This window comes from Aerococcus sp. 150760013-2 (assembly GCF_053627715.1).
The window spans coordinates 24,409-47,236 of the sequence record NZ_JBSEYI010000008.1 but is presented as its reverse complement, the minus strand read 5'-3'; the positions used below and the strand labels follow the sequence as shown (position 1 = coordinate 47,236).

The 22,828-nt window shown below is 38.5% G+C and carries 20 protein-coding genes; 11 read left to right on the top strand and 9 right to left on the bottom strand.

All coding sequences use genetic code 11. The annotated features are described in order from the left end of the window. Positions 1–1,272 precede the first annotated feature (1,272 nt). From ACUW85_RS05680 to ACUW85_RS05645, 8 genes are all read left to right on the top strand, one after another. Positions 1,273–2,304: an ABC transporter ATP-binding protein gene (locus ACUW85_RS05680; protein ID WP_149315183.1), complete on the top strand. Its 1,032-nt coding sequence runs from the start codon at positions 1,273–1,275 to the stop codon at positions 2,302–2,304. After that, positions 2,304–3,260 carry an ATP-binding cassette domain-containing protein gene (locus ACUW85_RS05675; RefSeq protein ID WP_149315184.1) on the top strand — a complete coding sequence of 319 codons (957 nt, stop codon included), beginning with the start codon at positions 2,304–2,306 and terminating at the stop codon, positions 3,258–3,260. The genes ACUW85_RS05680 and ACUW85_RS05675 overlap by 1 nt, the downstream gene beginning before the upstream one ends. 1 nt (position 3,261) lies before the next feature. Next, entirely contained in the window at positions 3,262–4,224 is a 963-nt protein-coding gene (gene opp4B / locus ACUW85_RS05670) for an oligopeptide ABC transporter permease (protein ID WP_149315185.1), read from the top strand. A gap of 17 nt (positions 4,225–4,241) precedes the next feature. After that, on the top strand, positions 4,242–5,159 hold the full coding sequence (locus ACUW85_RS05665) for an ABC transporter permease (RefSeq protein WP_149315186.1): 918 nt from the start codon (positions 4,242–4,244) through the stop codon (positions 5,157–5,159). A 50-nt stretch (positions 5,160–5,209) separates the two neighbouring features. Further along, positions 5,210–7,018, top strand: a complete 1,809-nt coding sequence (gene opp4A, locus ACUW85_RS05660; RefSeq protein ID WP_149315187.1) for an oligopeptide ABC transporter substrate-binding protein — start codon at positions 5,210–5,212, stop codon at positions 7,016–7,018. Between the two features lie 402 nt (positions 7,019–7,420). Continuing rightward, on the top strand, positions 7,421–8,455 hold the full coding sequence (locus ACUW85_RS05655; RefSeq protein WP_003142898.1) for a branched-chain amino acid aminotransferase: 1,035 nt from the start codon (positions 7,421–7,423) through the stop codon (positions 8,453–8,455). Between the two features lie 77 nt (positions 8,456–8,532). Next, positions 8,533–9,600 (top strand): iron-containing alcohol dehydrogenase family protein, encoded by a 1,068-nt coding sequence (locus ACUW85_RS05650; protein ID WP_026465544.1) that lies wholly within the window; start codon positions 8,533–8,535, stop codon positions 9,598–9,600. 158 nt (positions 9,601–9,758) lie between these two features. Next, positions 9,759–10,139, top strand: a complete 381-nt coding sequence (locus tag ACUW85_RS05645) for a VOC family protein (protein ID WP_026465543.1) — start codon at positions 9,759–9,761, stop codon at positions 10,137–10,139. A gap of 61 nt (positions 10,140–10,200) precedes the next feature. On the opposite strand, the gene rpsR is transcribed toward ACUW85_RS05645, so the two are convergent. The 9 genes from rpsR to dnaA all read right to left on the bottom strand — a co-directional run bounded on the left by rpsR (position 10,201) and on the right by dnaA (position 20,672). Next, positions 10,201–10,437 carry a 30S ribosomal protein S18 gene (rpsR, locus tag ACUW85_RS05640; RefSeq protein WP_003142905.1) on the bottom strand — a complete coding sequence of 79 codons (237 nt, stop codon included), beginning with the start codon at positions 10,435–10,437 and terminating at the stop codon, positions 10,201–10,203. 26 nt (positions 10,438–10,463) lie between these two features. Further along, on the bottom strand, positions 10,464–11,012 hold the full coding sequence (gene ssb, locus ACUW85_RS05635) for a single-stranded DNA-binding protein (RefSeq protein WP_026465541.1): 549 nt from the start codon (positions 11,010–11,012) through the stop codon (positions 10,464–10,466). A gap of 36 nt (positions 11,013–11,048) precedes the next feature. Next, positions 11,049–11,351, bottom strand: a complete 303-nt coding sequence (gene rpsF / locus ACUW85_RS05630; protein ID WP_003142910.1) for a 30S ribosomal protein S6 — start codon at positions 11,349–11,351, stop codon at positions 11,049–11,051. Between the two features lie 162 nt (positions 11,352–11,513). Continuing rightward, entirely contained in the window at positions 11,514–14,093 is a 2,580-nt protein-coding gene (gyrA, locus tag ACUW85_RS05625) for a DNA gyrase subunit A (protein ID WP_182023587.1), read from the bottom strand. An 18-nt stretch (positions 14,094–14,111) separates the two neighbouring features. Then, positions 14,112–16,034 carry a DNA topoisomerase (ATP-hydrolyzing) subunit B gene (gene gyrB, locus ACUW85_RS05620; RefSeq protein ID WP_182023597.1) on the bottom strand — a complete coding sequence of 641 codons (1,923 nt, stop codon included), beginning with the start codon at positions 16,032–16,034 and terminating at the stop codon, positions 14,112–14,114. Positions 16,035–16,215: 181 nt separating this feature from the next. Next, complete coding sequence (gene recF / locus ACUW85_RS05615; RefSeq protein ID WP_182023588.1) at positions 16,216–17,331, bottom strand: DNA replication/repair protein RecF; 1,116 nt, start codon at positions 17,329–17,331, stop codon at positions 16,216–16,218. Next, positions 17,318–17,566: a S4 domain-containing protein YaaA gene (yaaA, locus tag ACUW85_RS05610; RefSeq protein WP_182023589.1), complete on the bottom strand. Its 249-nt coding sequence runs from the start codon at positions 17,564–17,566 to the stop codon at positions 17,318–17,320. Before yaaA ends, recF begins: the two co-directional genes overlap by 14 nt. Before the next feature lie 385 nt (positions 17,567–17,951). Continuing rightward, positions 17,952–19,103, bottom strand: a complete 1,152-nt coding sequence (gene dnaN, locus ACUW85_RS05605; protein ID WP_182023590.1) for a DNA polymerase III subunit beta — start codon at positions 19,101–19,103, stop codon at positions 17,952–17,954. 234 nt (positions 19,104–19,337) lie between these two features. Beyond that, positions 19,338–20,672, bottom strand: coding sequence for a chromosomal replication initiator protein DnaA (dnaA, locus tag ACUW85_RS05600; RefSeq protein WP_182023591.1), 1,335 nt, complete (start codon positions 20,670–20,672; stop codon positions 19,338–19,340). A gap of 730 nt (positions 20,673–21,402) precedes the next feature. Here dnaA and rpmH point away from each other — a divergent pair. From rpmH to yidC, 3 genes are read left to right on the top strand one after another with little or no spacing between them, the layout of a single operon-like run. Next, a complete protein-coding gene (rpmH, locus tag ACUW85_RS05595; protein ID WP_003142921.1) occupies positions 21,403–21,537 on the top strand; it encodes a 50S ribosomal protein L34 in 135 nt (44 codons plus the stop codon). 46 nt (positions 21,538–21,583) lie between these two features. Continuing rightward, on the top strand, positions 21,584–21,961 hold the full coding sequence (gene rnpA, locus ACUW85_RS05590) for a ribonuclease P protein component (RefSeq protein WP_003142923.1): 378 nt from the start codon (positions 21,584–21,586) through the stop codon (positions 21,959–21,961). 32 nt (positions 21,962–21,993) lie between these two features. After that, entirely contained in the window at positions 21,994–22,821 is an 828-nt protein-coding gene (gene yidC / locus ACUW85_RS05585; RefSeq protein WP_026465534.1) for a membrane protein insertase YidC, read from the top strand. The last annotated feature ends 7 nt before the right edge of the window (positions 22,822–22,828 follow it).

Here is a 22,828-nt window from a genome sequence, read left to right as displayed (position 1 = left end):
GGTGAAGGAAATGGTGAATGGTGATTGATTTTAGAAACCTGTACCCTACAAACTGTCTAAAATAAGCCTTATTAATATGATATTAGCCAAAAAATACAGTGAAAAACACATGCATTAACCCTTTATTGAACAAGACCTTGGTCAATCATAATATATAAGAGAAATTCAATAAATAGATCCTTATTAACTCTTGCCTGCTACTAAAAATTACCCATTAAGTAAGGATTGGAATAAGATAAGCAAGTAAGAAGGGCGCGCTTATTAATATAGTTCCACGTGAAATGTCATTAAAACCAAGCAACAGATAATTCTTCTTATTCTACTTTTCTAGGTTATATTTATACTTCTCTCCGTTATTCACTTATTTCAAGTGTAACTAATATTGTACCCATTCTAAATTCTACTTAACTTCCCCTATTAGATTGTTATATTCATGCTTAAAATATATCAATACTTTACTTTCTTCTCCTTTATGCAACCTCATTTGCTTGTGAAATTTCACATCTATATTCACTTGAAGAGAGATACTCCACCCATTCTTTTCTACTTTTGCTGCCAAATGAATATATCTCTTTACTATTATACGAATAATCACCATCTTTTAATTGCTTATCTTTTATCTAATTTTACCTCTCTTACCCTATTTTTTTACTTAAAGCCGCTTTCAACCCACAGCCTCTTTTTAAAAATTGCAATCTTTTCATCTAAATCCCCTTCACTGTACTACAACAATTAGTTTTCGTATATGTTATATATCCTTACATGATATAGACTATTTTTGCTTTTTATTTAATTTTCAAACACTAATATACCGTCAATTTATCCACATCATCATGCAGCTATTTTTGATAACAGGTTTCATGTGAAACATGCACTTCATTAAAAATAGTCGCTTAGAATCTAGTTTCCACATGTGAATAAATCATCTATACACAGGAATCTACTCAAAATTTTTGTTTCTATCCACAAGGCAATTGCCTACAGCAACAGGGGAATCCGAATGAAGTTTCGACTTAGTCACAGGCTTATCCACAAACACATGTTTCCTATTTTGATTATGATTTTCAAGCTGCTTAATTCATTTCTCTTCCTATTATTAAAACAATAAGAGATAGTATTAAAAACGATTAAGAGAAATATTAATAAATTATGAAGAAAATGCTATTTTTCCTTGAAATTTTATTCTAGTTCATGTAAAGTATCTTAAAATCTAAATGATTAGAATTAAATTATAAAATTTATTGGAATATCATTTTTAAAGGAGCTGAAACCATGTCCTCTAACCAGGTATTATTAGAAATTAATCATTTACATACAGGATTTCGTTTTGGCGATGAGTACTTTAATGCTGTCGATGATGTTACTTTGACTTTGAATGAGAATGAGGTCCTTGCCATTGTAGGGGAGTCAGGGTCTGGTAAAAGTACTTTAGCTACCTCGATTGTTGGTTTACATAATCGAAATAATACGCAAATTCAAGGAGAAATTCTCTATAGAGGGAATAATCTGTTAGAAAATAGTGAAGCGCAGTTTAACAAAATTAGGGGAAATGATATTGGGATGATTTTCCAGGATCCTTTAGGTTCTTTAAACCCCTTAATGACAATACAAGATCAAATTGAAGAAACTTTATTGTATCATTCTGGTTTATCCAAATCTCAACGTCTTGCAAGGGTGGAGGAACTATTAACACAGGTTCAAATCCCTCATCCAAAACGTGTGATGAAACAATATCCGCATGAATTATCTGGTGGTATGCGCCAACGTGTAGTGATTGCAATTGCTTTAGCAAACAAGCCAGCCATTATTATTGCTGATGAGCCGACTACTGCCTTAGATGTGACTGTGCAGGCGCAAATCTTAGATTTAATGAATGATATTCAAGATGAGACGGGATCTGGCATCCTATTAATTACCCATGATTTAGGGGTAGTTGCACAAACGGCAGATAAGGTAGCCGTGATGTATGCCGGTGAGGTAGTTGAAATTGCTGATGTGTTTGAACTATTTAATAATCCAAAACATCCTTATACGCGATCACTACTGAATTCAGTGCCACACGAGCTTGAGAGTGAGGAAGATGAGCTTCATGTTATTCAAGGGACTGTGCCTTCACTGCAAAACCTGCCAAGAAGGGGTTGCCGTTTTGCTAGTCGTATTCCATGGATTGATGATAGTGAGCATGAAGAAAATCCGACCATGCATGAGCTGGCCCCAAATCATTTCGTGAAATGTACTTGTTGGCAGCATTTCCATTTCCCTGAGGAAGCGGATGTTGCGGACTTGAAGGAAGGGGTCGAGTAATGGGATTTATTGAAGTAAAAGATTTGAAAGTACATTATCCTATTCGCGGCGGATTCTTTAATACGGTACAAGACAATGTATTTGCCGTGGATGGTGTTGATTTAGAAATTGAAAGTGGTAAAACTTACGGCCTAGTTGGTGAATCAGGTTCTGGCAAGACGACTATCGGCCGTGCCATTATCGGTTTGGAGAAGGCGACTGCTGGACAGATTTTATATGAAGGAACCGATGTCACCAATAAAGCGCGGAAGCGGTCTGGTAAATACGGCGAGTATAACCGTAATGTTCAGATGATCTTTCAAGATTCGACTATGTCCTTAAATCCGAAGAAACGGATTTTAGATGTGATCGCTGAACCAATTCGCAATTATTATCAATATTCCGAAAAAGAAGTGAAGCATCGGGTAATCGAGCTGTTAGAGATTGTTGGTTTGAATGAAGATACAATCTATAAGTATCCGCATGAATTCTCGGGTGGTCAACGGCAACGTTTAGGGGTTGCGCGGGCTGTAGCCAGTAACCCTAAACTGATTATTGCCGATGAACCTACTTCAGCCTTGGATTTATCGGTTCAAGCGCAGGTTTTAAACTTTATGAAGCAAATTCAAAGTGAATATAACTTGAGTTACTTGTTCATTTCCCATGACTTAGGGGTTGTGGAACACATGGCAGATGAAATTGCCATTATGCATAAAGGACGATTTGTTGAGCGTGGTTCCAAGAAAGAAATTTTCAATAACCCGCAACATATTTATACCAAACGGTTATTGGCTGCAATTCCTGAAATGGATCCGAATAAACGTGCTGAGATTAAAGCACGACGTCAGCAAATTGATGCTGAGTATCAAAAGACGTCTAACATTTATTATGATGAAAATAATCGTGTTTATAATCTATATCCATTCTCAGACAATCATGATGTTGCCTTTGATCAATCATTGAAAGGGGGCAATTAATATGTGGAAGACAATATTTAGAAGAGTTCTGCTGATGCTCCCGCAAATTTTAATTTTGAGTATCTTAGTATTCGCGGTAGCTAGATTGATGCCTGGTGACCCTTTTACAGGGCTTATCACACCAGAAACTGATCCTTCAACGATTGAAGCCTTGCGTGAACGGGCTGGTTTGAATGAACCGATTATCGTCCAGTATTTTAATTGGTTGAAGAATGCTTTCCAGGGTGACTTTGGGATGTCTTATACCTATAAAGTGCCAGTATCCACTTTAATTGGTGGACGGGCGGTTAACACGATCTTCCTGTCACTGCTCACTTTGATTTTTACCTACTTAATAGCCTTACCACTTGGGATTTTATCAGGTCGTTATAATAATTCTTCTTTTGATAAAGGGGTCGTATTATACAACTTCATTTCCTATGCAATTCCAACTTTCGTACTTGCCTTACTAATGGTTTGGCTGTTCGGGTATGAGTTGCAGTGGTTCCCAACAAATGGGTCGGTATCTACTGGATTAAGTGCTGGCACACCTGCTTATTATTGGGACCGATTCTACCATATGTTACTACCAGCAATTACCTTCGCCTTGCTTGGTACAACAGGAATCATCCAGTATTTGCGGAGTGAGGTAATTGATGCAAAACAGCAAGACTATGTGAAGACGGCTCGGTCTAAAGGGGTACCTGAGAATGTGGTGTACAACCGTCACATTTTTAGAAACTCGCTATTACCAGTGGCTTCAACATTTGGTTATGAAATTACGGGTTTAATCGGGGGTTCAGTATTTATTGAACAAATCTTCGCTTATCCTGGTATGGGTCAACTATTCATTCAATCGATTAATAGTCGTGACTATTCGGTCATTACTGCCCTGGTATTGATATTTGGTATCTCAACAATTCTAGGTACGCTACTTTCTGACATTATTATGACGATTGTAGATCCTCGTATTCGGATTGATTAGGGAAGGGGTGATGACGAATGGAAAATTATAAAAAAACAACTGACCAAGATGCGATTGCACAAGAATTAGCTAGTGCACCGCCAACTGGTTTGCGCGTAATTTGGCGTGAATTTTTAAAAGATAAACTAGCACTATTTAGCTTAATCTTCTTTATCCTTATTATTCTTGGGGTATTCATTGGGGCAATTGTCATCGACCAAGATGAAGTATTGCGAATTTCTCTATTAGATTCCTATATGCCACCTAATGATGATTTTATCTTAGGAACTGATTCCGGTGGTCGTTCTATTTTTGGCCAACTAATTATAGGTGCTAGAAACTCCATTACGATTGGTTTTACCATTACGGCACTGACCAGTATCGTTGGGATTACGATTGGTTTGGTTGCTGGTTACTATGGCGGTATTATTGATAATTTCTTGATGCGGATCATTGATTTTATCATGTTACTTCCAACCACCATGTTGATCATCGTATTTATCACACTGGTTTCAGACTATAATGTGTGGACATTCATCCTCATCATGAGTGCCTTCTATTGGGTAGGGCAAGCGCGGTTAATCCGCAGTAAAGCCTTATCTGAGAGTCGAAGAGATTATATCTCAGCATCAAGAACGATGGGGACACCAACTTACAAGATATTATTTAGGGAAATTCTCCCAAATTTAAGCTCTCTGATCATCGTAAATGTCACTTTGAGCTTTGCCGCAAATATCGGTATTGAAACTGGGTTAAGTTATTTAGGATTTGGGTTACCTACTTCCACACCTAGTTTAGGGACATTGGTCAGCTACGCTCAGTCACCAGATATTCTGGAAAATAAGACTTGGGTATGGCTACCTGCATCACTACTGATTTTAGTATTGATGCTTTGCATTAACTATGTGGGTCAAGCATTAAAACGATCTGCAGATGCAAAACAACGTTTAGGGTAATTATATTTTTAAAAATTACAACATCACAATTTAGTTTAGGAGGAAAGTGTATGAAGAAATGGTATAAGTTATTGGGTTTAACAGCTGCAGCCAGCTTGGCTTTAGTGGCGTGTGGTAACAGTGATAGTGACAGTGAAACTGCAGATTCATCTTCTAGTAGCGAAAGTGGTGAGGTAGTTGCACCTGAACTAGCGACTACAGTTGATAACGAGGGTGATGCAATTGATGGTGGTACTTTACAAGTTGGTTTAGTAACGGACTCACCTTTCCAAGGTATTTTCTCTTGGGAGTTTTATGAAGATGCTTATGATGCAAAAATTATGCAGTTTGGGTTCGATTCATTATTTGGCACTGACGATGACTTCAAAATTGACGACTCCGGTAAAGCCACGTTGGCATTAGATCAAGAAAATAATAAAGCAACAATTACCTTAAAAGAAGGTTTGAAATGGTCTGATGGTGAACCATTAACGGCTGAAGATGTTATCTATCCTTACGAGGTAATCGGTCACCCAGACTACACTGGTATTCGTTATGATGGTACCTTCCAAAACGTAGTCGGTATGGAAGAATACCATAGTGGGGAAGCTGATACGATTTCTGGTATCACACAAGTTGATGATGTCACTGTTGAAATCGAATTCCAAGAAGTAAGCCCTTCAATGCTTCAAGCAGGTGGGGGTGTTTGGTCATACGCAATGCCTAAACATTATTTAGAAGATGTTCCAGTAGCTGAATTAGCTTCATCTGAGAAAATCCGTTCAACACCAGTTGGTGACGGTCCTTTCCGTATTACTAAAGTAACACCAGGAGAGTCCGTTGAATATGAAGCCAATGAATACTACTGGCAAGGTGAACCTAAGTTAGATAACGTTGTCGTTGAAGTAGTGCCTTCAAGTTCAATTGTCCCTGCCTTAGAAAATGGTAAATATGATGTTGCTTTAAGTATGCCAACTGATTTATATGCAAGTTACGCTGAACTGCCTGGCTATACATTACTCGGTCGTGAAGAATTATCTTATACATATATTGGATTTAAGTTGGGTAAATGGGACGCTGAAGCCGGTGAAGTTGTTTATGATGAAGATGCCAAAATGGCGGATAAATCCCTTCGTCAAGCTATGGGATATGCCATTGATAACGACGCTGTAGCACAACGTTTCTACAACGGCTTACGTTCAAATGCCAACACCGTTATCCCACCAGTATTTGGTAGTTTTGGGGCAACAACCGAAGAAGTACCTGGTTACTACTATGATGCAGATAAAGCCAACCAATTATTAGATGATGCTGGCTATGTAGATACTGATAACGATGGTATTCGTGAAGATCCAGATGGTGAACCATTACAAATTAACTTCGCCTCTATGGAAGGTGGAGAAACGGCTGAGCCAATTGCACAATACTATATCCAAGCTTGGAATGAAGTTGGTTTGGATGTTCAATTAACAGATGGTCGTTTACTAGAATTCAATAGTTTCTATGACCGTATTGAAGCAGATGATGAAAATATCGATATCTATCAAGCAGCTTGGGGTACTGGTACTGACCCAGCACCAAATGGCTTATACGCGCGTAATTCTGCCTTTAACTTTACGCGTTGGGCGACTGAAGAAAATGATCAATTCATGGCTGACTTTATAAGTGCAGAAGCCTTTGACGAAGAATTCCAACGTAACACCTTTGTTGAATGGCAAAAATACTTCTCTGAAGAAGCACCAGTTATTCCAACATTATTCCGTCAAGAAGTTATGCCTGTTAACAACCGCGTAAAACACTATGACTATGCTAATAACCCAGCGGATGACTTTGGATGGCACACAGTTGAAGTAACAGCTGATGCACCAGTATCAGAATAAAGTGATTTAAACTAGATATTACAACCATTTTTAGATAGTGATTAGGCGTATGTGGCGTGGCCATATACGCCTTTTTATTAGATAATTTTAATTTATTTGCGTATTTATTAGATTTTTTTCATTTTACCTATTGCAATCATTATGATTTTGCGTTATATTAAATTCACATTAGAAAACGAAAGAGGTAGTCTCATGAAAAAGACAGCACAAGTGGTCATTATTATTAATAAACAGGACTTTACGAATTAGTGAGTTTCACTAATAACAAATCGTAAGTCCTATTCGTGCTTGTTGACGCTGAATGGGACTTAGGCCTCCCACCAGCGCGTGGGGGGCCTTTTCTTTTGCTAATAAATTGCTGATATTGTTACTTAGAAATTAAACTTAAAGGAGTTGCTCAATATGACTGACAAATTAAACTGGGATGAATTAGATTTTTCTTATACGGAAGTACCATACCGCTGGCGTGCATACTGGAAAGATGGCGAATGGTATAAAGCAGGATTAGAAACAGATCCTCAATTACCAATTCGTGAAGCTGCTCCAATCGTCAACTACGGCCAAGGGGTATTCGAAGGTAATAAAGCTTATGGTACAAAAGATGGCAAGATCGTTTTATTCCGTCCAGATGAATTTGGTGAACGTTTAAACCGTGGTGCTCGTCGTATGGCGATGCCAGAAGTACCAGTTGAAGAATTTGTCCGTGCCTGTAAGGAAGTTATTAAAGCTAACCGTGACTATGTGCCACCATATGGCCACAATGGTGCTGCAATGTTCATCCGTCCTATGTTATTAGGTATCGGTGACCACGTACAAGTATCAGCAGCCGAAGAATACTTATTTACAATCTACGTAACACCAGTTGGTCCTTTATATAAAGGTGGATTAGCACCACATAACTACATCATCGACCACGAACATGACCGTGTAGCAGCTGATGGTACTGGTAACATCAAAGCAACAGCTAACTACGCATCAACATTAGCAACAGCTAAACGTATCCAAGAATCTGGTTACGATGACGTATTATACTTAGACCCAGCAACACATACTAAAGTAGATGAATTCTCATCAGCAAACTTCTTTGCTATCGAGAAAGATACAAACAAATTTGTAACACCTAAATCAGACACGGTATTACCTTCAATCACTAAAAAATCATTGTTATGGTTAGCGGAACATCGTTTGGGCTTAGAAGTTGAAGAGGGCGATATTAAAGTAGATGACTTTGACAAATATTCTGAAGCAGGAGCTATGGGTAACGCGGCTGTTATTTCTCCAGCTGGTTCTGTAACATACAAAGACAACCGTCACGTATTCTTCTCAGAAACTGAGGTTGGTCCAGTATCACAAAAATTATACAAAGAATTAACGGGTATCCAATTTGGTGAATTAGAAGCACCTGAAGGATGGATCGTAGACGTTGATGAAGATTAATCATTTTGCCAAATGCCTTTTAAACCAGGCATAAATTAGTTTAAAAGGCTGATTATGAAGAAAGAAGGAAGATAAATATGTCTCTATCAGTAAACCTACCAAATTTAACAATTGGTGTTGATGCCTTTGATGCAATTGATGAATATTGTAGTCAATTTGGTACAACCGTCGCGATTCTAGGTGGTGAAAAAGCCTTGGCAGCCAGTAAGGAACGTTTAACTGCTGCCCTAGAAAAATCATCATTAGAAGTGGCAACCGTACAAGTCTACGGTAAGGAAGCTTCATATACCAACGTTGAGAAAATGAAAGCGATCAAAGAAGTGCAAGATGCGGATATGATCTTTGCAGTTGGTGGGGGACGCGCGATTGATACAATTAAGGTAGTAGCTCGTGACTTAGACAAACCATTATTCACTTTCCCAACTCTAGCTTCAGTTTCAGCGCCAACTTCGTCAGTATGTGTTATGTACCATGATAACCATGAGATGGCTGGTTTAGCTTATCGTAAAGCACCAGCTGACCATACCTTCATCGATACACAAATCATCGCTGAGGCGCCTGTTGAATACTTATGGGCTGGTATTGGTGATTGTATGTCTAAAGAAGTAGAGACTAGTTTTTCTTCACGTGGCAGAGACCTAAGCTTTGAAAATCGTTTAGGTGTAAATATTGTCAAAGGTACGAATGATAAATTGATGGCTGTTGGTGCTGAAGCTTTAGAAGCTGTACGTAACCAAGAAGCAAACCAGGCTTTAGAAGATGTTGTTCTTGAAATTATTGGTGCATCAGCTTATGCGTCTGTATTAGTGGAAAATGACATCAACTCAAACATGGCACATGCCTACTACTATGGCTATACTGTTCTGCCACAAGCTCATGAACACTTACACGGTGAGGTAGTATCATATGGTATCTTGTTATTACTAACAATGGACCAACAATTTGAATACCGTGATCGCATGAAAGCATTCATGGAATCAATTAAATTGCCAACTAAATTGGCAGCTCAAGGGGTAACAACGCAAGAAGATATCGACAAATTAGTTGATAAAGCGATGACTATGGACGATTTAACATTCTCTCCATATACCATTACCCGTGAAAAATTTGAACAAGCAATTAGAGATGTTGAAGCTTTAGACTAATCAGATTTTCCTCCTTAGAACATGAGATTAAACAAGTAATCAACATACTTAACATAGGAATTCTCCTAAGAACGAGTTGTGACTAGTGTCACAGCTCGTTTTGCTTTATCATATAATATGTAAGCGTATTCTAAATTACACACTAAGGGAGTTTATATATGAAAATTGAACACGTTGCTTTATGGGTGACTGACTTAGAACTTGTCAAAGCATTTTATGAAAAATACTTTGAAGCCAAGGCAGGTGACCGCTACCACAATCCTAAAACGCGTTTTTCATCATACTTTTTAAACTTTGATGAGGGCAGTCGACTAGAATTAACGAATAAAAAGCATTTAAGCCCCCGTATTGCCGATGCTTTAGGTTACGGACACATTGCCCTAGCAGTAGGTGATAAAGAGGCTGTAGACGCAAAAACAGCCCAATTAGTCGCAGATGGGTTCCCACTTTTATCTGGTCCACGAACAACCGGTGATGGTTACTATGAATCTGTAGTCCAAGACCCAGAGGGCAATCTGGTCGAAATTACGACAAATTAAGTTAGTTTAAACGTAGAAAAAAACCATTTCACCAGAAGGCGAAATGGTTTTTTGATTAGTATTAGTCTGCTGTAGTAAATGGAATTAAAGCCATAATACGAGCGCGTTTAATACCAGCTGTTAAAGTACGTTGGTGTTTTGCACATGTACCAGTTACACGACGAGGTAAGATTTTACCTTTTTCAGAAATATAACGTTTTAATAAATCTGTGTCTTTGTAATCTACATGATCAATGTGGTTAGCGCAGAAGAAACATACTTTTTTACGTCTACGACCACCGCGGCGTTGTGCTGCCATATTTTTTACCTCCCTTACTTATACCATTAGAATGGTAAGTCATCATCGGTAACATTGATTGAACCAGAACCATCATTAGATGATGGGAATGGGTTATCGTTACCATTGTTAAATGAAGAGGAGTTTTGATTAAAGCTGTTTCCATCAAATGGATCAGCATTTTGATTGTTATAGCTGTTGTTGTTTGCGTTATTGTTATTAAATCCACCAAAACCACTGTTATTATTATCAGAGGCAGGGCGGCTTTCAGTAACTGATTTTGATTCTAATAAACTAAAGTTATCAACCAAAATCTCAGTAACGTATACACGTTGTCCTTGGTTATTCTCGTAGTTTCGAGTTTGGATGCTGCCTTCAACACCTACTAATGAACCTTTACGGGTAAAACGCGCAAAATTCTCTGCTGCTTTACGCCAGATAACACAGTTAATAAAATCTGTCTCACGTTCACCTTGGGCATTTTTAAAGTTTCTTTCAACGGCAACGCTGAAAGATCCAACAGCAACGCCACTTTGCGTATAACGCACATCAACGTCACGAGTTAAACGGCCGACCAGTACAACATTATTAATCATGAAATAACTCCTCTCTCACGAAATATGTATTGTTAATTAGTCTTCGATTTTAGTAATCATATGACGTAAAATATTGTCATTGATTTTGGCAAGACGGTCGAATTCGTTGATTCCTTCCGCATCGTCAGCTTCCATATCAACTAAGTGGTAGATACCCTCTTTGTAATCGTTGATTTCGTATGCAAGACGACGTTTTGCCCAGTCTTTAGATTCATTAATTGTTACACCGTTTGAAGTTAAGATTTGATCGAATTGTTCAACCAAAGCTTTTTTAGACGCTTCTTCCATATCAGGACGAATAATGTATAAAACTTCGTATTTAGTAGTGTTTTCACTCATCAGACTTTTGCACCTCCTTTTGGTCTATTGGCTCTCAACATCCCTGAGAGCAAGGAGAGTATATAATACTCACAATAAAATATTTTAGCAAAACATTCAATATAAATCAAGTAATATCTATAATTTGAAATAGATATTTTTTATATATAGTTTATTACAATATTATTCTTCTGATTCTTCATAATCTGGTAATGCATCATCTGCGAATTCTTGCATACGAGAAATCATTTCATCAGAGGGTTCATCTGCTAATTGGGCATCAATAGCAGTTTTATTTTCTAGAGGTGTTGCTGCTAATGCTTCTTCAATTGCTTCTACTTTAGCAATTGCTGATACATATGAATCTTCAGCTAGACGGATTAAACGCACACCTTGTGTTGCACGACCAGTTTGCGAAATATTTTTCGCATGGAAACGAATAGCTATACCTTGATTGGTCATTAACATGATGTCTTCTTCTCCTGAAACGGTTGTTAAACCAACTAAGATACCATTTTTCTCGGTAACATTAATGGTTTTAACCCCTTTACCGCCACGGTTTTTAATACCATATTCGCTGGCTGGCGTTTGTTTACCGTAACCTTTTTCAGTAACCACTAGTACATTATCATCTGGTCCAAGTACGGACATACCAACCACTTGATCGCCGTCATTTAAACGAATACCGCGAACACCTGTAGCGGTACGCCCCATGCTACGGACGTTTGTTTCTTGGAAACTTACGGCATAACCATCTTGGGACGCGATAATAATGTTGTCATCACCACTAGTTAAGACAACTTTCACTAATTCATCGCCTTCAGCTAGTTTCAAGGCGATTAACCCATTGTTACGGATATTGAAGTAGTCACTTGCATTGGTACGTTTTACAGTACCGTTTTTCGTTACGAATAATAAGTGTTCTTTTACTTCTGCGTCTTCAATTGGGGTCACGTTGATCATTGCTTGAACAGTTTCGTCTTGTTGTAGATTTAGCAGGTTAACAACTGGGATCCCTTTTGCAGCACGACCAAACTCTGGAATTTCATAACCTTTAGAGTGGAATACGCGACCAGTGTTGGTGAAGAATAGGACTGAGTCGTGGGTTGAGGTAGATAACATGGTTTCAACGAAGTCATCGTCGTTCATACTCATCCCCTTAACACCCGTACCTCCACGATTTTGAGCTCTAAACTCTACATCATCAATACGTTTGATATACCCATTTTGCGTTAAGGTAACAATCACGTTACTTTCTTCAATCAGGTCTTCATCATCGATATTGTGGATTTCACCAACCATTAACTCTGTACGACGGTCATCACCGAATTTACTTTCGATTTCAATTAATTCATCGTAAATGATTTGGTAACGCATTGTTTCAGATCCTAATACTTGGTTTAAGTAGTCGATTTGCGCCATTAATTCGGCGTGTTCTTTATCAATTTTCTCACGTTCTAAACCAGTTAGACGAACTAGACGCATGTCTAAGATAGCTTGCGATTGTTTATCTGATAGCTTGTAGTCCTCGATAAAACGGGCTTTCGCTTCGTCACCTGAACGTGATGTACGTAAGATATTCACAATTTCGTCGATATGGTCTAAGGCAATTTGCAACCCTTCTAGGATGTGGGCACGCGCTTCAGCCTTGTTTTTCTCGAAAATCGAACGACGACGGATAACTTCTTCTTGGTGAAGTAGGTAGTTTTGTAGGATTTCTTTCAAGCTTAGGGTACGTGGTACACCATTTACAATCGCTACCATGTTAATACCAAAGTTTGTTTGTAATTGCGTGTATTTGTAAAGGTTATTGACGATTACAGATGCGCTGGCATCTTTACGGCATTCAATAACGACACGCATACCTTCACGACCAGATTCGTCACGTACAGCGGTGATCCCTTCTACCCGTTTGTCGCGAGCTAGTTCAGCGATACGTTCGACTAATTTAGCCTTGTTCACCATGTAAGGAATTTCATGAACGATAATCCGTTCTTTACCTGAAGACAAGGTTTCAATGTCTAATTTAGCACGGACAATGATTGTCCCTTTTCCAGTCTCATAAGCCTTACGGATACCTGATTTTCCGATGACAATACCACCGGTTGGGAAGTCTGGTCCTGGTAAAGCCTCCATCAATTCGGTGGTTGTTGCGTCAGCGTTCTGCATTAAAATTTTAATAGCGCCGATGACTTCGCTTAGGTTATGGGTTGGGATATTGGTGGTCATCCCAACTGCGATACCGGTTGTCCCGTTTACTAATAGGTTAGGAAAGCGAGCTGGTAATACTTCTGGCTCACGCTCTTCACCGTCATAGTTAGGGATAAAATCAACGGTATCTTTATTCATGTCACGAACCATTTCGTGGGCAATCTTACTCATACGTGCTTCGGTATAACGCATAGCTGCGGCTTGGTCGCCATCGACTGAACCGAAGTTCCCGTGACCATCCACTAGCATATAGCGGTAAGAGAAGTCTTGGGCCATACGCACCATTGATTCATAGATAGCTGAATCCCCATGCGGATGGTATTTACCCATTACGTCCCCAACGATACGGGCGGATTTTTTATAGGGTTTATCTGAGGTAACCCCTAATTCATTCATTCCATAAAGGATACGACGGTGAACGGGTTTTAAGCCATCACGGACATCCGGCAGGGCACGAGCCACAATAACTGACATGGCGTAGTCAAGAAATGACGTCCGCATTTCTTGCGATATCTCACGTTGTGGGAATTGTTCTTTAATTTCTTCACTCATGAAACTTTTCCCTCCTTACTATAAATCGATGTTGGCGTAGGTAGCATTCTCTTCGATGAAGTCACGTCTTGGTTCAACGTGGTCACCCATCAACATATTGATGATTTTGTCTGCTTCTACTGCATCGTCTACGTTTACTTGTAATAATGTTCTGTTGGTTGGGTCCATTGTGGTTTCCCAAAGTTGTTCAGCGTCCATTTCACCCAAACCTTTATAACGTTGGATAGCTGGTTTTGGTGTCGCTGGGATAGTTTGTAGGTATTCTTCTAATTGCTTGTCAGTATCTAGGTAGACAATCTTTTTACCTTGACGGACTTGGTATAAAGGTGGCACTGCGATATAAACATAGCCAGCGTCCAAGATAGGGCGCATATAACGGTAAATTAAGGTTAATAATAAGGCACGGATGTGGGCACCATCGACATCGGCATCGGTCATAATAACCAATTTGTGGTAACGTGCCTTGGTGATGTCGAAATCATTTTGCCAACCTGTACCCATTGCGGTAAATAATGAACGGATTTCTTCGTTGGCTAAAATTCTGTCCATCGATGCTTTTTCAACGTTCAAGATTTTACCTCGAATCGGCAAAATAGCTTGGAAGTGACGTGAACGGCCTTGTTTCGCTGATCCACCGGCCGAGTTCCCCTCAACGATGAATAATTCAGATTCTTCTGGATTACGGCTTGAGCAGTCGGCTAATTTACCAGGTAGGTTGGAAATCTCTAGGCCTGATTTTTTACGGGTCATTTCACGAGCTCGCTTAGCTGCTAAACGGGCTTTAGAGGCTACAGTACCTTTATCGACAATACGACGGGCAATTTGCGGATTCTCTAGTAGGAACTTTTCAAAATGCGTCGCAAATAAATTATCGGTAATCGTTCGAACTTCCGAGTTCCCTAATTTCATTTTGGTTTGACCTTCAAATTGAGGATCCGGATGGCGAATAGATACAATTAAGGTGATCCCTTCACGCACATCTTCCCCAGTTAAATTATCTTCATTTTCTTTAATTAACTTTTGCGAGCGAGCATAGTTGTTAATCACACGTGTAAGAGCAGTCTTTGCTCCTGATTCATGCATACCACCTTCAAAAGTATGGATATTATTCGCAAAGCTTAAGATATTTGAGTGGAAGCCATCCGTGTATTGTAAAGCTACCTCTACTTCAATCCCATCTTGCTCATCTTCAAGATAAATCGGTTGTTCAAATAGAACATCTTTATCTTTATTCATGTACTCAATATATTCTTTAATCCCACCTTCATAGTGGTAAGAAGCTGTTTCTTGGTTTTCTGATCTAGCATCCATTAAAGAAATCCGTAAGCCCTTATTCAAGAAGGCTAACTCACGGACACGTCGGTTTAAAACTTCAAATTCAAAGGTGGTTGTATCGGTAAAAATCTCTGCATCCGGTTTAAAATGCACAACCGTACCATGGGTATCTGTATCACCAGTTTGTTCAACATCCGACACAATAGCGCCTTGGCGGAATTCTTGGTGGTAGATGCGGCCATTTTTATGGACATATACATGCAACCATTCAGAAAGGGCGTTTACAACAGAGGCCCCAACCCCGTGAAGACCACCGGATACTTTATACCCGCCACCGCCGAATTTACCACCGGCATGTAGGACAGTAAAGACTGTTTCTACCGCTGGACGACCGGTATTTGACTGGATATCAACGGGAATCCCGCGACCATCATCGACAACTGTTATAGAATTATCTTTTTCAATGGTGACTTGGATGTGACCCGCAAATCCTGCTAGGGCCTCATCAATTGAGTTATCGACAATCTCCCATACTAAATGGTGTAAACCACTAGCTGAAGTTGACCCGATATACATCCCTGGACGCTTACGTACAGCTTCTAGACCTTCCAATACTTGAATTTGGCTAGCATCATAGTCTTTCGCCAATTCGCGTTTCTTGGCCATTTTTTCTTCTTCAGAAACAAGGTCCTCTGGTTGGACGAGTGCTTCTTCATTGGTCAACATTTCATTTTCATTGTTGTTGTTTTCATTAGCATTGTTTGCCATTTTCCCACTCCTATTACGTGAATTATTCAATCTCAATAGCGCCATGGGATTTTAGGCCACGCCTAACCCGCACGCTTACTTATTCCGCTATCGCGCCTGCATCAATATTGAAAACCCTTGGTTCTTCAATTAATTCTCTTTGAATACCATCTAAACTTGTTGTTGTTAAAAAGGTTTGGACTTTCGACTGTATAGACTTCAATAAGTGGGTTTGCCGCTCATCATCTAATTCACTGAGTACGTCATCCAATAGTAAAATAGGGTATTCCCCTAAAACTTCATGCATGCATTCGATTTCTGCTAATTTCATACTCAATACAGTCGTCCGTTGCTGTCCTTGGGAACCAAATTTCTGCACATCACGGCCATTCACCTTAAAGGTCAAATCATCCCGATGTGGACCAACCAAAGTAACCCCTCTGGCAAATTCATGGTCTTTCTTCTCTTTAAATTTCGTCATCAACTGCTGGTAAATGGCATCTTCAGTCATATCTAAAGTCAACTCAATTGGACCACGATAAGCTAAAGTCAACTCTTCAAGCCCATGTGAAATGGTTGAATGGATGGGTTTAGCCCATGATTCCAGTTGGTCTACAAAACGTAGCCGTTGGTAAATAACATGGGTAGCAGACGCCGCTAACTGTTCAGTGAGAATATCTAAATAAATTTGATCTTGGGTTTCTTTATATAATAATTGCTTGAGGTAGGCATTTCGTTGTTTTAATAATCGATTATATTGAACCGACTCATACAGGTATTTCGGGCTCATTTGCCCAAGCTCCATATCAATAAACTTTCGTCTAAGTTGCGGGGCACCTTTAATCAGTTCTAAATCTTCCGGGGCAAAAAGGACCACATTCAATTTGCCAATATAATCACTCATCCGGTTTTGGTTTAAATGGTTCACTTTTGCGCGTTTACCCGATTTCGTGATGGTTAGCGCTAGTGGTAAATCTGGATTCGTTCTCGTTGATATACTACCTTCAATACGCGCAAAGTCTTGTTGCCAACGGATGGTATCTTTTTCATTGGCCGTACGGTGACTTCTTGCCAGTGACATCATATAAATAGCCTCTAATAAAGATGTTTTCCCCTGGGCATTCTCGCCAATAAAGACGTTCACCCCAGGAGAAAATGTGACTGTTAGATCTTCATAATTTCTGAAGTCCTTTAACTTAATGTTATTCAGCTGCATGTCCATCACCATGCGCTTCATGGCTTTCGATGATAAATTCACCTTCATTCGGTATTGCAATAACCATACCTGGATACAATTTACGTCCACGTCGGTTATCAATTTCACCGTCTACAACGACATCATTTTCTTGTAGATACCATTTCGCTTCTCCGCCAGTACCTATCGCACCAGACATTTTTAATAACTGACTCAATGTAATATATGCTGTTTTAATTTTTACGATTTCAGCCATCATTTCACCCCACATTCATCTTCCAAATTCGCTCTTCACATAAAATAAATCGTCTCTTCTTGCCATCACCGGACACAGCTAGTGGTCCTTAGCAGATTCAACGATTTCGCTTTTATTTATACACCCTTAATTATACGCTAATTTACCGTATTTAGCAAATAAAGGCCCTGTATTAAAAGTTGGCATTTTAGATAGGGAAATACCTAGAATCTTACTTAAAGGGCTTAAAAGTCAAAAATTGGCACATTTTTATATGTAGACCGAAAAAAAGGACCAAAACCAGTAAATGATTTTGATCCTTATCCATTTGGCTAACCATATGAAAATGATTTGACCTTCGACATCAATTTTTAGCGGCTTTTGTCATTTCTCCAATTAGCTTCAATTAACCTCTTGGTGTACGAATTGGGGTAATCAATTGAACGAAATTGAAGTTATCAGTTTGGTCACTTGGTAATAGGGTGAAGGGGTGTGAAGATGACTGGAAGCCAATTTGTACATTTTGTTGACCAAATGATTTCAATGCTTCACGTAAGTAATCAGGGTTGAAGGAAATTTCTAAAGCTTCCCCTTCAGCTTTCACTACATTGATTTCTTCTTCTACATTCCCAACTTCAGCAGATTGACTAGATAAAATAATATCTTGGTCTGAAATATTCAAACGAACCACATTATTTTTACCTTCGTGACTTAAAATCAAAGCACGTTCAACAGCATTCACTAATTCACTCGCTGCCACTTCAATAATTGTTGAGTGGTCATTAGGTAATAAACGGTCTGTATTCGGGTAGTTACCTTCTAGTAAACGAGAGTATAGGTAAATATTACGAGCTTTAAACAATACTTGATTGTCTGTCACCATCATCTCAATGTCTTCATTACTATCCACAATACGGATTAATTCTTGTAATGAACGACCTGGAATATTGATATCTAACACTGTATCACCAGCTACTTCTGGCATTGTTAACGGCATAATGCGTTGACTTAAACGATGAGAGTCAGTTGCAACTGCTTTTAACTCACCATTCCCAATTTCAAAATGAATCCCAGTGAAAATAGGGCGAATTTCTTGGTTAGATACAGAAATAATGGTTTGGTTGACCACTTGTTTAAAGGTATCTGTTGGTAATGCGTAAGTTTGTTTTGCATCGATTTCAGGTAAACGTGGGTATTCACTACCATTAATCCCATTTAATGTAAATGATGCACGGTCAGAAGTGATTTCTGTTTGGAAGTTTTCAACAACTTCTAAATTCATCATATCTGATGGTAATTTCTTCACTATTTCACCTAAGAAACGAGATGGTAAGACAATATCACCAGTGGCTTCAATTTTTAATTTATTGTCATCATCTTTAGCATCAATAAACGCTTCAATGGAAATTGTTGCATCAGATCCAGTTAAATAAAGTCCTTCTTCTTTAACTGAGATTTTAACACCTGTCAAAACAGGTATCGTTGTTCTTGAACTAATTGCTCTTTGAACGTCCGTCAAATTTTGAATAAAAACAGACTGATTAATAGAAAATTTCATGTGTGCACTCCTTGTATATATATTTTAATTATAGATAAAAAGATAGTAATAGTAATAGGCCCTGTTAATCTTGTTGATAACTTTTAGAAAGCTTGTCAAAATACACTTTTCCACATGTGTATAACTTGTGAAAAAAACAGAGAGGTTATGAACAATTATCCACAACCTCCTTTTCTTACCTATATTTTAGCATAAGTCATTTCAAACTCAGACTCAGATGATGTAGATAAGTCATTATTTTTCTAATAAACGACGAATACTGTCAACATCACGTTCTAACTCACTTTTTTCATCGATATCCTTTTTAATCTTGTCATAAGCGTGAAGAACTGTCGTATGGTCTTTACCGCCGAATTCCTGCCCAATTTTTGGTAGGGAAGCATCTGTTAATTCTCTACTTAAATACATGGCAATTTGGCGTGGAACCACGATTTGGCGTACCCGTTTCTTCCCTTTAAGATCAGAAACCTGCAAATTAAAGTATTGGGCCACTGTCTCAAGGATATTTGGAATGGTCGGTGAATTACTTTTCACATTGCTCTTGTAATTTCTGAGCGCTTTAGCTGCAGTATTTGGCGTTAAGTCCTCTTGGTTCATGACCGCAAAGGCCTGTACACTAGTTAAAGCACCTTCCAATTCACGAATGTTGGAGTCAATTTGTCCAGCAATATATGAAAGGGTATCGTCAGGAATTTGTAAGCCATTGACGTTGGCCTTATTACGCAAAATGGCAATCCGTGTCTCTAAATCTGGCGGTGTAATATCCGTTGATAAGCCTTGCTTAAAGCGGGAAACTAACCGGTCTTCTAACTCTGGGATCTGACTGGCGTCACGGTCACTGGTTAATACGATGTGTTTATTATTATTATAGAGCACGTTAAATGTATGGAAGAATTCTTCCTGGGTAGACTGTTTATTCCCAATAAATTGAATATCATCCACTAATAACATATCGACTGTTCGGTACTCTTGGTGGAAGGCGTCTGTAGTGTTCTTACGAATGGCATTAATAAAGTCATTCGTAAAGGTTTCACTAGAGACGTATTTTATTTTGGCATTAGGGTTTGTCCGTAATACTTCATGACCAATTGCTTGCATCAAGTGGGTTTTACCTAACCCTACACCACCGAAGAAGAATAGGGGATTGTAGTCGCGGCCGGGGCCCTCTGCAACAGCTAAAGCTGCAGCGTGAGCCATTTTATTACCTTCACCGACGACGAAGTTATCAAAGGTATATTTTGGATTTAATAGATCTGATCCGTTGTCTTCAATATTGTCATTATAGTTGTTTACTTGAATTTGATTGGCTGATTGTGACCGATCATCTTTTAAACTCACGACTAGATTCACGTCATGGTTCAAGTATTCAAATAAAACTTGTCGAATCTGTATCGAATAATGTTTCTCAATATGGTCCTTGTGTAGCACTGAAATGGCTTTTAAATACAAGGTATCATTCTCAAAGGCAACAGGATCTAGGTCTTTAATCCAAGTATCGAAACTTGTTTTAGGCAACTCTTCTTTGAAGTATTGGGTGACGTAATCCCATAATCGGTTTAATTCACTCATATATTTCCTAGCTCCTTAGTGTACAAAATTTTTATATCAAACATATTGAAATATGTTAGTACGACGAAACTTTAAATTCGTTAAGCTCATTCATAATATCATGAAAAAAAACAGTTTTCCACAGAAAAATTTGGATGTGAATAAAAATAATCCCAACTTTTGATAAACGTTTTCCACAGGATGTGCATAAACCTGTTAGCTATTTACCAAATTTAAAGTCTTGTGTATAATTATGCTTGTTTAAAGGTCAATTTATAAGGGATTTTGGTGAGTTATCAACAGGTGGGGAAAAGTTTTGCAAAACTGTGGATTTGTTGAAAAGTCTTTTAAAAACTTTTGGGATAAATCAAAACTTGCAACAACTAACCACAGGCTTGTGCAAATTTCGTACACACTTTGTGAATAAGAGTTTACCATTTTTTTCTTCACATAGTTTGTGAAATTTTAAAAGCGAGTTTGTGAAAAAGAGGGCGTCAATTTAGGGAGGATTTTTCTTTTTTTTAGAAATATCTGTTATAATATAGACGAGTTTTACCGGTCGAAAACCTTGAAAAAAACCAATATTTGTACAAAAAGTATTGTGATATGGGGTATGATGTGGTAAAATCTTGATTACGAGTGCGAAATTTCGCACCTGAAATTGAATTTCGACTTTTTATTGTATATAATATTACAGTCGTTTTATATTAATAAAAAACGAAAGACTTAATCGCAACAGGAGGTGCAAGTAATGAAAAGAACATACCAACCTAAAAAACGTCATCGTCAAAAAGTTCACGGTTTCCGTAAACGTATGAGTACTAAAAACGGTCGTCACGTTTTAGCAGCTCGTCGTAGAAAAGGAAGAAAAGTTATTTCTGCATAAGATCACATTAATATGTGGTCTTTTTTTATTAAGGAGGCGAACTTACGTGCGGAAATCTTATAGAGTCAAATCTGAGAAAGATTTTGGCCAGGTATTTCATCACGGTCATAGTACTGCGAATCGCCAATTTGTTATTTATCGATTGGAGAAGGACCAACCCCATTTCCGGATTGGTATCTCTGTCGGTAAGAAAATTGGAAACGCTGTTACCCGTAATGCAGTGAAGCGAAAAATTCGTCAAAGCATTACCGAACTTAAGGCAGGCATTGATCCGTCTAATGATTTTATCGTGATTGCTCGTAAGCCAGCTGCAGATATGACAACAGCTGAAGTGAAAAAAAGTTTGATTCATGTGCTATCTTTGGCAAAAATTTATCATCCGATAAAAGAGGATACAAAAGCAAAGTCATTACCACATGAATAGTAGAATTCGTGGAGGATTTGTAAAAATTGAATATTCGAAGTAAAAAAATGTGGAAGATTTTAGCAATCACCATGATGGCTGTTATCTTTCTAGCGGCTTGTGGGACAAGTCCAATCGATGAGAATTCGACAGGTTTGTGGGACCGTTACATCGTCTATAACTTTTCACGTATTATTGTGTGGTTATCAGATATCTTTGGTAACTATGGTGTAGGGATTATTGCCTTTACCTTGATCATTCGTATCATCTTGATTCCATTAACCAAGTACCAAACACAAAGTACTGAAAAAATGCAAATGATGCAGCCTGAGCTAAAAGCCTTGCAAGAAAAATATGCATCTAAGGATCCAGAGACTCAGCAAAAATTACAAGAAGAAACAGCCAAGTTAAATGAAAAATATGACTATAGCATGTGGTCTGGTTGTTTACCAATGTTAATTCAATTGCCAATCTTGATGGCCTTATACCAATCTATTTCCAGAACAGAAATTCTAAGCCAAGGTCACTTCTTATGGTTAGAATTAGGAGTTCCTGACCAACTATTTGTAATCCCAATTATTGCAGCTATTCTAACATGGTATAACACACGTTTGACAACGATTGGTACACCAAATAGCAATCCATCAATGGCGATGATGCAATGGACAATGCCAGTAATGATTTTATTCATGGGTGTAACCTTACCATCAGCAATTTCACTTTACTGGGTGGCGTCCACTGGATTTACAATTCTTCAAACATTAGTGATGAATAATCCTTTTAAGAAGCGTGATGCACGCGAAGATCAAATTCGTAAAGAGAAAGAGCTAGAACGTCGTTTAGAAAAAGCAAAACGTAATCCTAATGGTAAGAAGAAATAACAGGAGG